Annotated in this window: 12 protein-coding genes and 3 tRNA genes; 6 read left to right on the top strand and 9 right to left on the bottom strand. The window is 48.9% G+C overall.

Translation table 11 applies throughout. The annotated features are described in order from the left end of the window. Nucleotides 1-355: 355 nt before the first annotated feature. Together E3E26_RS08525 and E3E26_RS08520 are read right to left on the bottom strand one after the other, a co-directional pair. Nucleotides 356-443 (bottom strand) — tRNA-Leu (locus tag E3E26_RS08525). 74 nt (nucleotides 444-517) lie between these two features. Next, nucleotides 518-1264, bottom strand: coding sequence for a DUF835 domain-containing protein (locus tag E3E26_RS08520; RefSeq protein ID WP_167900908.1), 747 nt, complete (start codon nucleotides 1262-1264; stop codon nucleotides 518-520). A gap of 114 nt (nucleotides 1265-1378) precedes the next feature. On the opposite strand from E3E26_RS08520, the gene E3E26_RS08515 reads away from it, so the two are divergent. Beyond that, nucleotides 1379-1456: transfer RNA gene (locus E3E26_RS08515), tRNA-Lys, on the top strand. Between the two features lie 72 nt (nucleotides 1457-1528). Continuing rightward, a complete protein-coding gene (locus E3E26_RS08510; RefSeq protein WP_167900907.1) occupies nucleotides 1529-2740 on the top strand; it encodes a DEAD/DEAH box helicase in 1212 nt (403 codons plus the stop codon). Here E3E26_RS08510 and E3E26_RS08505 read toward each other — a convergent pair. The 5 genes from E3E26_RS08505 to E3E26_RS08485 form a co-directional block, all read right to left on the bottom strand. Next, nucleotides 2734-3912, bottom strand: a complete 1179-nt coding sequence (locus E3E26_RS08505; protein ID WP_240911697.1) for a transglutaminase-like domain-containing protein — start codon at nucleotides 3910-3912, stop codon at nucleotides 2734-2736. The two genes, E3E26_RS08510 and E3E26_RS08505, sit on opposite strands and share 7 nt — an antisense overlap. A 128-nt stretch (nucleotides 3913-4040) precedes the next feature. After that, a tRNA-Met gene (locus E3E26_RS08500) sits at nucleotides 4041-4148 on the bottom strand. Nucleotides 4149-4199: 51 nt separating this feature from the next. After that, nucleotides 4200-4808 (bottom strand): rhomboid family intramembrane serine protease, encoded by a 609-nt coding sequence (locus E3E26_RS08495; RefSeq protein ID WP_167900905.1) that lies wholly within the window; start codon nucleotides 4806-4808, stop codon nucleotides 4200-4202. Next, nucleotides 4798-5580, bottom strand: a complete 783-nt coding sequence (locus E3E26_RS08490) for a bifunctional fructose-bisphosphatase/inositol-phosphate phosphatase (protein ID WP_167900904.1) — start codon at nucleotides 5578-5580, stop codon at nucleotides 4798-4800. The genes E3E26_RS08495 and E3E26_RS08490 overlap by 11 nt, the downstream gene beginning before the upstream one ends. A gap of 5 nt (nucleotides 5581-5585) precedes the next feature. After that, complete coding sequence (locus E3E26_RS08485; RefSeq protein WP_167900903.1) at nucleotides 5586-6395, bottom strand: DUF63 family protein; 810 nt, start codon at nucleotides 6393-6395, stop codon at nucleotides 5586-5588. Between the two features lie 73 nt (nucleotides 6396-6468). Here E3E26_RS08485 and E3E26_RS08480 point away from each other — a divergent pair, with 73 nt between their 5' ends. Then, nucleotides 6469-7509: an NAD(P)-dependent glycerol-1-phosphate dehydrogenase gene (locus E3E26_RS08480; protein ID WP_167901032.1), complete on the top strand. Its 1041-nt coding sequence runs from the start codon at nucleotides 6469-6471 to the stop codon at nucleotides 7507-7509. Nucleotides 7510-7536: 27 nt separating this feature from the next. Then, a complete protein-coding gene (locus E3E26_RS08475) occupies nucleotides 7537-7971 on the top strand; it encodes a UPF0179 family protein (protein WP_167900902.1) in 435 nt (144 codons plus the stop codon). Between the two features lie 9 nt (nucleotides 7972-7980). Here E3E26_RS08475 and E3E26_RS08470 read toward each other — a convergent pair whose 3' ends face one another. Further along, complete coding sequence (locus E3E26_RS08470; RefSeq protein WP_167900901.1) at nucleotides 7981-8982, bottom strand: biotin-dependent carboxyltransferase family protein; 1002 nt, start codon at nucleotides 8980-8982, stop codon at nucleotides 7981-7983. A gap of 342 nt (nucleotides 8983-9324) precedes the next feature. Here E3E26_RS08470 and E3E26_RS08465 point away from each other — a divergent pair, with 342 nt between their 5' ends. Then, nucleotides 9325-10815, top strand: a complete 1491-nt coding sequence (locus E3E26_RS08465) for a WD40 repeat domain-containing protein (RefSeq protein ID WP_240911706.1) — start codon at nucleotides 9325-9327, stop codon at nucleotides 10813-10815. 7 nt (nucleotides 10816-10822) lie between these two features. Beyond that, the gene (locus E3E26_RS08460; protein ID WP_167900899.1) at nucleotides 10823-12757 is read left to right on the top strand and encodes a hypothetical protein; all 1935 of its coding nucleotides are present in this window, start codon (nucleotides 10823-10825) and stop codon (nucleotides 12755-12757) included. Here E3E26_RS08460 and pxpB read toward each other — a convergent pair. Beyond that, on the bottom strand, nucleotides 12721-13428 hold the full coding sequence (gene pxpB, locus E3E26_RS08455; RefSeq protein ID WP_167900898.1) for a 5-oxoprolinase subunit PxpB: 708 nt from the start codon (nucleotides 13426-13428) through the stop codon (nucleotides 12721-12723). The two genes, E3E26_RS08460 and pxpB, sit on opposite strands and share 37 nt — an antisense overlap.

The raw sequence follows: 13428 nt of genomic DNA, 5'->3' as shown, positions 1-13428 counted from the left end.
TCTTTTGGGAGAGCCTATGGACTCGCACGCCCTCTTTCCGCCAACGCTGAAGCTTTTGGAAAAAGCTTCACCAAAAGCTCGTAGCTCTTCTCCAAGTTGCACTTTGAAGAGCGGGTTTTAAACCCAAGGCCAATGCTTCAAGTGAGAACTATTTTGTGAGTTCCTTTGAGGAAAGTTTAGCTCGAAAAAGACGCCCGTAGGGCGTCGAAAGAAAGTAAACCCATAGCAAAGGAGCATTTTAGAGCAAGTTCTCCATGTTAAACGCTCCAGCACTGAGGAAACCACTTAGAAACTGGCACTTCAGGAAGGAGCTACGAACCTTGGTCAAACTTCGCGCAGGCGAAGTTTGTTAGAATGGTGCGGGGGCGGGGATTTGAACCCCGGAACCCCTACGGGACGGGACCCTCAATCCCGCGCCTTTGACCAGGCTCGGCAACCCCCGCGTTGCCAAAGTATAACGCTCGGAGAGGCTTTATAAATTTTGTGGTCTGTGAAGAGAACACATTCCAACGTAGCGTCATTTCAGTATCCATTTGAATTCCCTTTCGAGTATCGCGATGTGCTTCTTCTCCAAGGTTTCAGGATCAACGATCAATACAATACCAGCGCCCTTTTCAAGGAGGACATCCTTAAGGGACATGAGAAATTTGATTGTTGATTCAAATCCGTTCTGGAGTATGAGGTAATTGAGTCCATCGAAAATAACGAAAGTGTCATTATCAGCACTCTCTATTATGGTGTGCAGAAGGGGAGCGAGCCTTGTGGGGGATATCGCCTTTGGATGGTCTACGTTCGTTATCCAGATGTAAGGAACACCAAGGGGCTCGTAGATTTGGGGCCTTCTCGTTACGGCAAATATCTTCTTTCCCAATAGGAGCCTCAGAAGGCCCTGGGGAGATGTGGGCTTAACGAGATACGCTCCACTCGGGAGTCCTGGCTCTCCATCGAGAATGACTCTGGGTTTCACGCGCATTACTATCTGTCTTTTAACTCCAACCGCCGAGAGAGCTATTATCCCCATACCTATGGCCACTATAACGTCGTCCAGTATCTTCAGGAGCTCCAGCGGAAAAACATTATTGAGAACATTTATCAGATACCCAGACCAGAAAATTAGCACACCAAAAAATATTCCCCTGACTACCGAGACCCCTAAAAATTCTCTCAGCACCCCTCTAAGGGTGACCAGCAAATAAACTGCCCCCGTGAGGGAAACGAGGGCAACTATTTCAGCCGCGAGTTCAACGTGTTCGTAGGTTATCATATTTTCTACGTATAACAGTGGGTTTATATTCTTTTCTCAAGCGTAACACCTGGCCCCTCCCACTCCAGACCAAAAAATTTATAAAGCCACCTCCCGTCTATGGTTTCGGGTTGAGGGCCGGTAGCTCAGCATGGTTAGAGCGCGGGACTCTTAATCCCGTGGTCGGGGGTTCGAATCCCCCCCGGCCCGCCAAATCGCGGTTCTTCTCGACGCGTTCGGGTCTTGAAGGAGCGCGTTTGAGCAGTTGAAAAGGAGTTAAGAAAAATGAGTTTTGAAAGCTTAGGCTTATCTGAGGCGACATTAGTTGCCGTTAGAAGGAAGGGCTTCTCACAGCCCACCGACATCCAGAGGGAGGTCATTCCGCGTCTTTTGTCTGGCGATGCAGATATAATCGGGCAGTCCCAGACCGGAACCGGGAAGACGGCCGCTTTTGCCTTGCCCATAATCGAGGCAATTGATGAGAAGGAAAAGAGCGTCCAGGCGATTATCCTGACGCCCACGAGGGAGCTCGCCCTTCAGGTGGCAGACGAGATAAAGAGCCTCCGCGGGAGGAAGAGGGTTTACGTCTACGCAGTCTACGGTGGCCAGCCGATTGGTCCGCAGATAAGGGCCCTTGAGAGAGGTACTCACGTCGTCGTTGGCACCCCCGGAAGGGTTCTCGACCACATAAGGCGCGGGACCCTTGATCTGAGCGGGGTGAAGTTCTTCATCCTCGACGAGGCCGACAGGATGCTTGACATGGGCTTCATAGACGACATAGAGGCAATCTTCAGGGAAACACCGAGGAAGAAGCGCGTGCTGATGTTCTCGGCAACGATGCCACGCGAGATTTTAAGGCTGGCGAGGCGCTATATGAACGATTATGAGGTAATTAAAGTCAGCAGCGACGAGCTTGTTCCGGAGATGGTGGAGCAGGAGTACATTGAAGTCGTTCCTGCCAGAAAGTTCTCGACTCTCAAGAAAATCCTAAGCGACGACTTCTACGGGATAGTCTTCTGCGCGACGAAGAGGGAAACGCGGGAGCTGAGCGAGAAGCTCAGGAGGCAGGGCTACAGCGCCGAAGCCCTCAACGGAGACATGAGTCAGGCGGCCAGAGAAAGGACATTCTGGCGCTTCAAGACCAAGAGGATAAGGATTCTCGTAGCGACTGATGTTGCCGCGAGGGGCCTCGACGTCCAGGACATAAGCCACATAGTGAACTACTCCCTGCCCATGACGGCCGAAGACTACGTCCACAGGATAGGCAGAACCGGCAGGATGGGCAAGAAGGGCAAGGCGGTCACCTTCATCATGCCCGGTGAGTTCAAGAGGCTCCGCTACATAGCAAGCGTCGCGGGTGTTGATATCCAGAAGTCTGAGCTCAGCGAGGAGATACCTAGGGAGTACCGCGAGAGGTACGAGCGCGAGGAGAGACCACGGGGATACAGGAAAAACGGAAGAAGAAACTACTCCCGCGGCTATTCGAGGCGCTACTGACGCTGGCCGAGGTAAAGGGTGACAACGAGGTCGTTGCCCTCAATCCCCACTTCTATCCACGCTGAATCACTTTTCTCAAAGTATTCCACAAGCTCGGAATCCGATGTCATCCTTTCGAGGAGCCACTTCACATACTGCTCGTAGAATATGGGATGATAGTAATCGGCCAGGTTGTAGAAGGTTGCGCTCCACATCCAGCCGGCCTTGTAACCCTCCGGAAGCTTGCCCTCGGAGATGAGCGAGAGGGAATCATCGGCGCCAATTCCAAAATCCTGGGCAAGTAGGTTCAGCATACCATAAGCCAGAGCCTTTGCGTCGTTCTCCGTCATGGTGTAGTCCTGCATGAGGAAGTCTTTTCCACTTAAGATCCCGAGGGTCTTCACTTCAGCAAGGTTCTCTCCTGGCATTATCTCGTAGAGCGTTGCGTTGATTATTATGCTTCCCTGCCTCTTCCAGTAGCGATAGTAGGAGCCGAGATCCATCGGGGGCAGATGCTGGTCGATGACGAAGAACCAGCCCTCTATCCTTACAAGTGCCGCCGCATGGCCGAGGTCGGTAAGGTTTATTGCCATTGTGTAAACAGGGGAGTAGTTCATGGCCAAGAGCAGGGCGTCGGTGAGAACGGTGTAGTCAGTGCATATACCCTTTCCCCTCATAATCGTCTCATAGGGAGTCTGTATCGTGTTGTTCCGTCCCTCAACAACTTCCTGTCTTCCGTCGGGATAAATGATAACCTTGGCAAAAGGCTCTTTGGCTTTTTCTCGGTCATAGATTATCCACTGATCCTCCCAGTCAAGGACGTTCCAGGCACTCTGAACTAAATTTTCGCCTTCAAGCTTCTCCGCGAGTGGAGAGATAACCTCAAGCTCCGGCCTGCTCAGCATGCAGGGAAGGGCGTCCTTGAGTATGTAGCGCCAGAGGATTCCCGAGCAGTTCAACTGGGCATCCTGACTTGGCAGGAGAACGGTTAAGTTGCCCCACTGAACTTCGGGATTCGTCCACGTCGCAGGTGTTGTTGTAGCTGTAGTAGTGGTCGGAGCGGGCGTGCTCCAGGTAGAAGTTGTTGGGGAATATGTGGAAGATGGCGAGGTTTCAGTCTGCTGAACTACAGTAATGCACCCTGAGACGAACACCATGAGCGCGATTACCAGCGCGAGGACTGCCCTTCTCATCATGACATAAAATCGTCAGTGAAAGTTAAAAAGGAAACCTTTACGGAGCAACCTCTGCGCCAGTAAACTTTGCAGGCAAAGTTTGATCAAAGTTTTCTAACTGCAAGAAGGCGAAGTTTGTTAGAGTGTGGTGCCGGGGCGGGGCTTTGAACCCCGGACCTCTCGGTTTCTCAGGCTCCCCCGAAGGGGAGCAGCCCTATGAGCCGAGCGCTCTGACCAGGCTAAGCTACCCCGGCACAAGCGCCCGGGTTATACCTTTCGGGGGGTATTTTTAAATCTTTCGTTCATCAGGCATAGCTGTAGGTCATTGCCATGAGCTTTTTCTTGAGCTTCTTGCCATAGTGGAGGCCAAGAAGGATGCCCGTTATGAGGCCTCCCAGGTGGGCGTAGGCGTTCACTCCTGGGAAGAGACTGTTGATGAGGAAGAGGACGAAAGCGTTTGCAAGGGCTTTTACGATATCACCCCCGATTATCCCGGCGGTCATTATCAGGAGACCTACCATTCCAAATAGAGCACCGCTCGCTCCAGCACTTACGGAGTTGAGCGGGAGGAGGAAGAGCGTGACCAAGTTACCGACGAGACCAGCGGTTAGGTAAGTAAAGACGAGAACCCTGCCGCCGAAAAGGCGTTCCAGCTGACTGCCGAGCATAAGGAGGAAGTACATGTTGAAGACTATGTGAAGTATTCCCACGTGAACGAACATGGCGGTGAAGAGCTGCCACCAGGCACCGTTAAGGACTGCATAGTTCCACTGGCCGATTCTGGCGAGAACCTCGATGCTGATGTCTACAGGGTTACCGCTCAGTACGGCCTCGAAAATGTAAACGGCAACATTGATCGCGAAGAGTGCCGTTGTGACCTTCCCGTACTTCATCATAAAGCCTTCAAGATCCATTGGTAAGCTCCCCCAAGATGAGATCAAGCAGGTAGCGGTCGTTCACGGCTATTATGTTGGTCTTCTCCGTGGCGCTGAGGTCGAGCCTAAGCTCGTTTCCCTTCTCATCCGTCACTATTGCGCCGGCTTCCCTCGCGATTATAACTCCCGCCGCTATGTCCGTCGGGCGGACGTAGTTCCTTATGTCGAGAACGCCGTCGAGAGCTCCCTTAGCGAGGTAAGTCAGCTCAACTGCTATAGCTCCAAGGACACGGACGCGCTTTACCTTTTTGATCAGCCCGGAGTATTCTCCCCTCGTGTAGAAGCTTAGCGCTTCCTTTCCACGTTCCGGCTTTCTAACGTGTATTCTCTCTCCGTTCATGAAGGCGCCGTTTCCGGGGATACCCTCATAGAAATGTTTGGTAACGAACTCGTATATCGCGCCATAAACAGGTTTTCTGCCCCCAAAGACCGCGAAGCTGAAGGCAAATATTGGTATTCCTGCAGCGAAGTTGTAGGAGCCGTCTATGGGATCGACGACAACCGTATAGTCGCTCCCGTTGTCTACGAGTCCAATCTCCTCGCTTACGATGTTGACGCCGAGGGGCTGCAGTCTGCTCAGGACGATGTCCTCGGCCACTTTGTCAACGTACTTGGTGACGTCGCCGCTCACGTTCGTTCCAATAGTTTCCCCAGCCTTCGGAGTTCCGAAGAGGGGCATGACAACCTTCTCAACTTCCTTGGCCATCTCGATGGCCACTTCGTTCCAGGAAATCTCACCAAGTTTCTCCATACGTATCACCCCATTAGGGTTATCAGCAAATTCCTCGTCCCAGGCCCAAAGCCAAGTATGAACATTGCGAGCTTGACGAAGTTTATCAGCTCCGGATCTTCATCCTTCATCTCCCTATCGAGTATCCAGACTATGGGGAGCAGTATGAGGAGCTTCTCGGGATAAATCACCGCGGGAGTGCCAAAGAGCTCCATGAGTTTCCTGGCTAAAACGTGCTGCTCCCAGAAACCGAAGAACTGAATTCCCACGAAGGTTGTGGTCGCGTCGTAGAAGTGGGTGTAAAAGAGAAGCGAGTTGTCTCCCACAAGCTTGGCCTTTTTCGAGAGCACCCATACGAAGGCTTCCGCGGCGATGAGAATTGGCACGAAGTACTTGAAGACCTCCCACCTGAAGTCGACCTGGTCTAGGTTTATCAGCAGTATAAAGACTAGTCCACCGAGGAGGACGTATCCGAAATCGCGATAGAGCGGGTAGAACTTCTCCCCTGGCCCAACGTGCCGCCAGACGACGTAGAGGGAAGCGAGGGCAAAGGCCGCAATGACGAAGTAGCCGCCTGGACTGACTGTCAGGTAAGTCCTTGGGAGGATTCCCACATCTGTCATCGCCCTCATGAGCGGGCCGAGGATTATGTATGGAATCAACGCCTTGAAAAAGCGCTCGTCTATTTTTATCCCCATTCTCTTCAGGAGCCTGTACAGCAGGAGGACGGCTATTCCAAGGATTACTGCATAAACGAATGTGTTGACGATGTTGTAGCCCTCGTTGTTGATTATAGGCTCGATGAAGTACCTGTAAAAGAACTCGTAGAGACCCATTCGACCACCATAGACGGTTGTTCCGATAGCCTTAAAGCTTTTCCCACCATAGTTCCTACGGACGGTGATGGGAATGCATTTAATGCAGCTGCCGAGGGAAGTGTTGCTGGGCGAGAACCTCAAGGGAGAAGTCGTTAACGTTGCAAAGAGGCTGAGCCTTGGCGAGAGGGCTCTCATACTCTATGGTCCAAAGACTAAGGAGATCGCCGGGAAGGACGTCGAGAAAAACCTAAAGGAGGCCTTTGAGGTTAGTTCACTCATCGTAAGAGAGGCCACAATGGGCGAGGTTGAGAGAACGCTGGATAAAATAAGGGACGAAAACGTTAACTGGCTCATTGCCGTCGGCGGTGGAAGTATAATAGACGTCGCCAAGCTCGCATCCTTCAAGGCAGGTGTCCCGTTCATCAGCTTTCCAACGACAGCTTCCCACGATGGAATAGCAAGCGCTAACGCCTCGATAAGGGATTCGGGAGCGAAGACCTCCATCAAAGCCATTCCCCCGATAGCAGTCATAGCCGACGTCCAAGTCATCAAAACCGCCCCGTACCGCTATTTAGCGGCCGGCGTCGGAGACATGATCTCGAACTTTACCGCTGTAAAAGACTGGCAGCTGGCCCACAGAATAAGGGGCGAGTACTACAGCGAGTATGCCGCCTCTCTAAGTCTGATGAGCGCCAAGATGGTGATAAAAAACGCCGACATAATAAGGCTTGGCAACGAGGAGAGCGTGAGGAAGGTTATAAAGGGCTTGATCTCGAGCGGCGTTGCGATGAGCATAGCCGGTTCCTCACGGCCGGCGAGTGGTGCCGAGCATCTATTCAGCCACGCGCTCGACATGATAGCGCCGAAGCCGGCTCTACACGGCGAGCAGTGCGGCGTAGGAACCATAATAATGGCCTACCTTCACGGCCTCAAGTGGGAGAAAATTAGGGAAACCTTAAAGAAGGTGGGGGCGCCAACTAACGCATACGAGTTGGGAATTGACCCCGAGTATATCATCGAAGCGCTCACGATTGCCCATACCATAAGGCCCGAGCGCTACACGATACTCGGAAAAGAGGGTCTTACCAGAGAGGCGGCCGAGAAAGCCGCTAAAATCACTGGAGTCATCTGACGATCATCACTCACGGAGGTGTTTGGAATGGCAATAATCACGTTAGTTGGAGAAAAGCTGGCAAGGCCTGGGGTTGAATTCATATATTACGGCCCAGCAGAACCGTGCAGGACCTGTAAGCTCGCCGGGGTCTGCGTTGGAAATCTAGAGCCTGGAAGGCGCTACAAGATTCTGCGCGTGAGGAGCATGCCCTCGCACTCCTGCCCGCTCCACGAGGGCAAGGTCAGGGTCGTTGAAGTAGTGGAGCCCTCCATCGAGATAGCCATCGAGCCAAGGCTGGCCATAACGGGTTCTGTGATAAAGCTGAGCTTCGTGAACTGCAGCGACCCGGAGAAACGCGACCTGTTCCGCCCGGAGGGGCTCTTCGAGGGCGACAGCGTCAAAATCATAGAAATCCTCGGCGATGTGGAGTGCGACGGGAAAACCTACAAACTCGTCAAAGTAATGAGGAAAAAGGAGTGACACCCTCTTCTATTCTTTTTGTACTTCTGCAAACGCTATCAGCTCTTCTCCCCCTGCTTTGATCCTGTACGCCCTGAGCTCTCCATCAAGAAAGGCTTTTATCGCCGTCATTGTCTTCTCGCGCCTCCTTAAAAGTTCATGTGCTTCTTCGACACTCACCGCTTTGAACCTCAGCCTCTCACCAGGTCTGCTCTGAGCTACCAGCGGAACTTCAACCCGAGCAACCACCCCTATCTTTGCGTAGCCACCAGTGGTTTGGGCATCGGCCATCATGATTATCGGCTTCCCGTTTGCCGGAACCTGAATTGAGCCGATTGGAACGGCGTCCGTTACGATGTCGGCTCCTTTCTCCGAGTGCTCTATCGCCGGTCCGTCGAGGCGGTAGCCCATCCTGTCGGATTCGGGTGTAACTGTGTAGGCCTCGCTCGTGAAGGTTTCTATCCCGTGCTCGGTAAAGTGGTCGAGGTTCGGCCCGAGGATTACGCGGATAACTTTTTCCTTTGCCGAATAATCGGGCCTCAGCTCCCGGGGAAGAACTCTACCTTCCTTACCCGTTAGAATGGCGTATCCGAGCGTTAACTTATCACCTGCCTTTAAGGGCCTACCAAGGCCCGCCCGCGTATAGGTCGAGCAGCTGCCGAGGAGCCTTTCGCACTTTATCCCTCCAGCGAAGGCGATATAGCCGTATAGACCGCTCTTCAGCATTCCAACTTCCAGAACGTCACCGCGCTTTGCCCAGTAACTCCTCCAGGGTTCTATGGGGACGCCGTTGAGCCTGATCTCAACGTCTCCAGCTACCGCGAAAACTGCAGAAGCGTTGAAGCGGATGGTCGGGCCTGCGAGGAGGAACTCAAGAACCGGGGCGTTGTCAGGGTTACCAACTATGTAGTTGGCTAACCTCGCGCTCACTTCGTCCATGACACCGCTCACTGGGACGCCAAGCTTTCTGTAGCCGGTTCTGCCAAGATCCTGGACGGTTAGGACTGATGGAACCTTAAAAAGTTCGATCACGAGACCACTCCCCCCATATGCGGATTCTCATTAGAAATTATTAGAGTTTCTATTTCATCCTGGATAATCTAGATACCCCAGTACACATCTTTGGAAAATAAGTACGAGATTAAATTCAACTATTAAGGAGTTATAATATTCCACGATTTATTTTGGTATTGATATAATAATAGTTGGATAATTGGTTATACATTCCACGGAAATGTATATAAAGTACTATTTTATAATTGATTTGATGCTACGCTCCATATTATAGGCTCCCCATTATCACTGTTTAATCTCCAGCCACTACGGAAAATGTAAGGCACTAAAACATAGTACGGGGGGCCTACAGTGGGGGGAATGAGAATGGACCGGAGCACTCTAGCTTCGATATTGGCCTTTTTGGCCGCTGTTAGTATGCTTAGTACCTTCAACCCAACGATAGCTGCTGTAGAGCCTCAATGGACATACGACGTCTATGGAACACTCTGGGAAGTTGGCGTTTCTGGAGACGGGAATTATGTTGTCGCAGGAGACACCTGGTACTATGTGTATGGATTCGACGGTAACGGCAATCTGATGTGGGAATATGAAACCGATGGAACCATCTACGGTGTTGCCATTACTGAGGATGGCAGGTACTCTGTAGCAGCTTCAGATGATGGAAAAGTGTACTTTTTTGACCAAAGAACAGGAGATGTTCTCTGGACACACGATTTCTTAAGCCCAGTACTCGATGCATATATAAGTCTTAACGGTAGATACGTTGTTGCAGGGCTTTCAAATGGGGATGTATATCTTCTCGACTCCAACGGGAACGTTCTATGGAGCTATTCGACTGGGGATGGAGTAATGTCTGTGGCACTATCGAGGGATGGTTACTACGTTGGAGTAGCCTCTGCGGACGGATATATCTATCTTCTTAACAAGTACGGTGATCTTCTATGGAAAGAATCATTAACAGGAATGCCCGAGAGCATTGCAATAAGTCCTGAAGGAGATTATATTGCCGTTGGAGATGGCTACTACTATGTATATCTCTTTGATAAGGATGGAGATCTCCTCTGGAAATACGAAACAGGAGATGATATCTGGGGAATTTCTGTCTCTTCATACGGAAAATACATAACAGCCGGCGCAGACAAGATTTATGTATTCAGCAAGGATGGCTCGGTTGTATGGACCTACGACACAGGAGACCTCGTTAGAGGTATTTCAGTTAGCCCCAATGGCAATTATATAGTCGCTGGAGACGACAATGAGAGAGTTTACTACTTTTATCTTCCAGAATCAGCCCTTACAAGGGGCACAACAACTATTTTAGGCCACCAGGTAACAATTGAAGAAACCGTCTCAAGCACAGAGAAGAGCAGCGTTACAACTAACGAGACTGCAAGTGTGGAATACCAGGCTTCAACAATAATACAGAAGATAACAGTTAACATTAATGGACGGCAGCAGCCGGGCTATCTTATTCAGCATAATGTTTCAATCCTTAGTGTTCGGGGAAATCCGGTTGCTTTTAGAACAATAATTTCAGTGGATAAAAACTTAGCCTACAGCACAGATGATATGATCATTCCCTCAAATGCGATAATCCTTCAGAGAGATCCCGTTATAGCACTGGATATAAAAGATCCTCAGTCTGGAGACAATGCCCAGTACGACGTTATAGTGCTTACTCAAGCCTCTGAGTCAGAGTTTGTACAGGGAATTCAAATTGAACATCAGGTTATAGTTCAGCAAAACTCTCCAACCCAAGATACTGAATCTGATAAGGGCTCTACTTGTGGTCCTGCGGGCATAATGTTCTTCATTATAATTCCAGCAATATTGCTGAGAAGACGGTGAAGGACTGATGAGTCCTAAAAAGATTGTTACTTCATTTTTTCTTTTATTCTTATTATTCTTACAGGCATTTGATTTTACAATGGATGTACTCGATGGATTTAATATAAGCATTAATCTCCCTCCTCTACTGGAAAATCTCGCTCTTTTTGCAACCCTTTTTCTCTCATTCCTGCTGTTCCAGGAGTTTCTAGTTGTAGAGTTCAATCTCAACAAGCCAACTACTTATACCATCATAGCGATTTTTTTCCTATCGAACATTAATATAATGTTGAAGCTCATGGTGTCTGAGAAGAATTTAATGACGTACAAAATCCTGCTTAATGCTATTCCGATATTCCTGATCTTCATAATCCTTCCGATTGTTTCATATCTCCATTCAAAAAGCGTGAAAAAGGCTATTATGCTGGTGATATTCTCTGTGGTTGCTGTTTATCCAGTTTCACAGCTGTATCCTCTTGTGATGGATAAGTTTGTTGCGTTGGTGGCTACTATATACCTAGCATACTCCATATTAACATCAATGGGCAAGAGGGGTCTCAACATCAAAGAATTACTCGGAAAAGCACTGGACTTTGATGAGATTATCATTAAATACCTCCTAATAAAACCGTCATCTAGAGTTAATAAGTTCTTTTTCTATGTATATGCCCTGATAACATTCTACATGCTTTCAGATTTTGTTTTATATATTCTACCATCAACGACAAACCTTTGGGAAAATACTGAGTACCTAACCTACATAGGAGTGCCATTAAGTCACGTCCATCTGACACCCCTACTAACATTCTCACTGATTGCATACGTACTGCTCATAATATTTCCGCTTATTAGTATAATAATGGATGGAAAGCAACGTTTTCTTAACTATCTCGGAACTATCTCGGCCATAATTTTTTTGGCATTTCCTTCAGTCACCCTTTCTCCCCTGATAATCAGCAACGGGTATGGTGTTCTCATGAACATATGGACTATCCATGAGAAGTTCGGATTTTATTACATAATATTGGTTATCGGTATATTGGCCATATTTTTTGTTCACTTCAAGCGTGAGTTATCTCCCAAATTCTATTCGAACATGATCCAACTTGTATCATCTGCAATTATGATACCATACCTCTTTGTTTATTCCTATTCCATTGCAACCCATATGTTAACATGGTATGTTCACTCACCATACTTTATTTTTGCACTCCTTTTCTTTGCTTTTCTGTTATATTCGATGTTAATGATACCATACTATATAATCAAGCAGCTAAAAGACACTAGTCATGATATTCGCGTTCAACTAATGGTTTTTTACATCGTAATCTCCTTTCTTATTCACACACCTTCCGTGTATTCTACCTTATTTTTCGTCTTGTACACAATCTTCTTCTTATTTTCAAGTTCTGATCTTTGGATTGTATTTGACAAACTAACTTTTACTTTGTACGTCCTCGCAATTCTCGTGTTTAAAGAATACTTACTCTATGCGCTTCTCCTGTTGTGGGTTGTTTATCTCGGAAAATACTTACGTCATAAGTTACTTGGGGCTAACTTTGACATGATAACCAAGAGCTCACTGTTCCGGGGTGCCTTTCTCATTGGAGTGTTTGTTATACTTGGCAATTTTATTGGTGAGATTATACCCTTCGAGAAAACACTACCAGGCTTCATTCTTCTGTTCCTGTTTAGTGGTGCTGAAGAAATCTTGATGAAAGGAATAATCTATACTAAAACCCCAGGCTTTCTTGATGACAAGCTTTTAATAAGTACCTTGTTCCTTCTAACCCATTTATTAAATCCTGTAATTTTACTGACGTATCTTCCAGTTTTCTTCCTGTATTCATTTTATCTGTTCATGTATCAGTTTTTGAGTATACAGCTTTACGATGAGACTAACTCAATTCCATACCTTATGGCCATTCACTTCCTCGTAAATCTAGGAATATTAGTCATCTGATTTTCATCTAACATTTCCAAAAATACCTCTTCTTCAATCGGCACAAACTTCACGTAGTCGCCAGGCTGGAGAAGCGTTGGTGGGTCTTTCCGTGGATCAAAAAGCTTCAGAGGAGTTCTGCCGATGAGCCGCCAGCCGCCGGGGCTTTCGAGGGGATATATGCCTGTCTGCTTTCCAGCTATACCTACGCTTCCGGCGGGAACTTTCAGCCTCGGTTTTTCCAAGCGGGGGGTGGCTATTCTCTCGTCCATTCCACCCAGGTAGGCAAAGCCCGGAGTGAAGCCGAGCATGTAGACCCTGTATAGAGGCTTCGAGTGAATCTCGATGACATCATCCACGCTGAGGCCGTTGTATTGAGCGACGAACTCGATGTCGGGCCCGAAGTCACCACCGTAAACCGTTGGAATCTCGACTATTCTCGACTTTTCCTCATCAGGCTCAGCGGAGAGGAAAGGTTTCACTGCCTCGACGACCTCGGTATAGCTCACCATGAGCGGGTCGTAGTAGACGTAAACAGTTGAGTATGTTGGGACTACCTCGACGAGCCACTGAGGACTGGCTTCTTCGATGGCTCTCGCCACGGCGTGGACCTTTCTGTTTATCCCCTCATCTATGGCCTCGCCGAAGGAAATAACGAGCGCTGAGTCGCCAGCTGGTTTAAACTCGACCAT

Source organism: Thermococcus sp. LS1, assembly GCF_012027395.1.
Taxonomy (GTDB): domain Archaea; phylum Methanobacteriota_B; class Thermococci; order Thermococcales; family Thermococcaceae; genus Thermococcus.
This window is presented reverse-complemented; position numbering and strand designations above follow the sequence as displayed.

What these genes read in the sequence shown, in the direction of transcription:
- E3E26_RS08520 (WP_167900908.1), bottom strand. Translation starts at nt 1,264, where the DNA reads ATGATAACCTACGAACACGTTGAACTCGCGGCTGAAATAGTTGCCCTC.
- E3E26_RS08510 (WP_167900907.1), top strand. Translation starts at nt 1,529, where the DNA reads ATGAGTTTTGAAAGCTTAGGCTTATCTGAGGCGACATTAGTTGCCGTT.
- E3E26_RS08505 (WP_240911697.1), bottom strand. Translation starts at nt 3,912, where the DNA reads ATGAGAAGGGCAGTCCTCGCGCTGGTAATCGCGCTCATGGTGTTCGTC.
- E3E26_RS08495 (WP_167900905.1), bottom strand. Translation starts at nt 4,808, where the DNA reads ATGGATCTTGAAGGCTTTATGATGAAGTACGGGAAGGTCACAACGGCA.
- E3E26_RS08490 (WP_167900904.1), bottom strand. Translation starts at nt 5,580, where the DNA reads ATGGAGAAACTTGGTGAGATTTCCTGGAACGAAGTGGCCATCGAGATG.
- E3E26_RS08485 (WP_167900903.1), bottom strand. Translation starts at nt 6,395, where the DNA reads ATGGGTCTCTACGAGTTCTTTTACAGGTACTTCATCGAGCCTATAATC.
- E3E26_RS08480 (WP_167901032.1), top strand. Translation starts at nt 6,469, where the DNA reads ATGCATTTAATGCAGCTGCCGAGGGAAGTGTTGCTGGGCGAGAACCTC.
- E3E26_RS08475 (WP_167900902.1), top strand. Translation starts at nt 7,537, where the DNA reads ATGGCAATAATCACGTTAGTTGGAGAAAAGCTGGCAAGGCCTGGGGTT.
- E3E26_RS08465 (WP_240911706.1), top strand. Translation starts at nt 9,325, where the DNA reads ATGAGAATGGACCGGAGCACTCTAGCTTCGATATTGGCCTTTTTGGCC.
- E3E26_RS08460 (WP_167900899.1), top strand. Translation starts at nt 10,823, where the DNA reads ATGAGTCCTAAAAAGATTGTTACTTCATTTTTTCTTTTATTCTTATTA.
- pxpB (WP_167900898.1), bottom strand. Translation starts at nt 13,428, where the DNA reads ATGGTCGAGTTTAAACCAGCTGGCGACTCAGCGCTCGTTATTTCCTTC.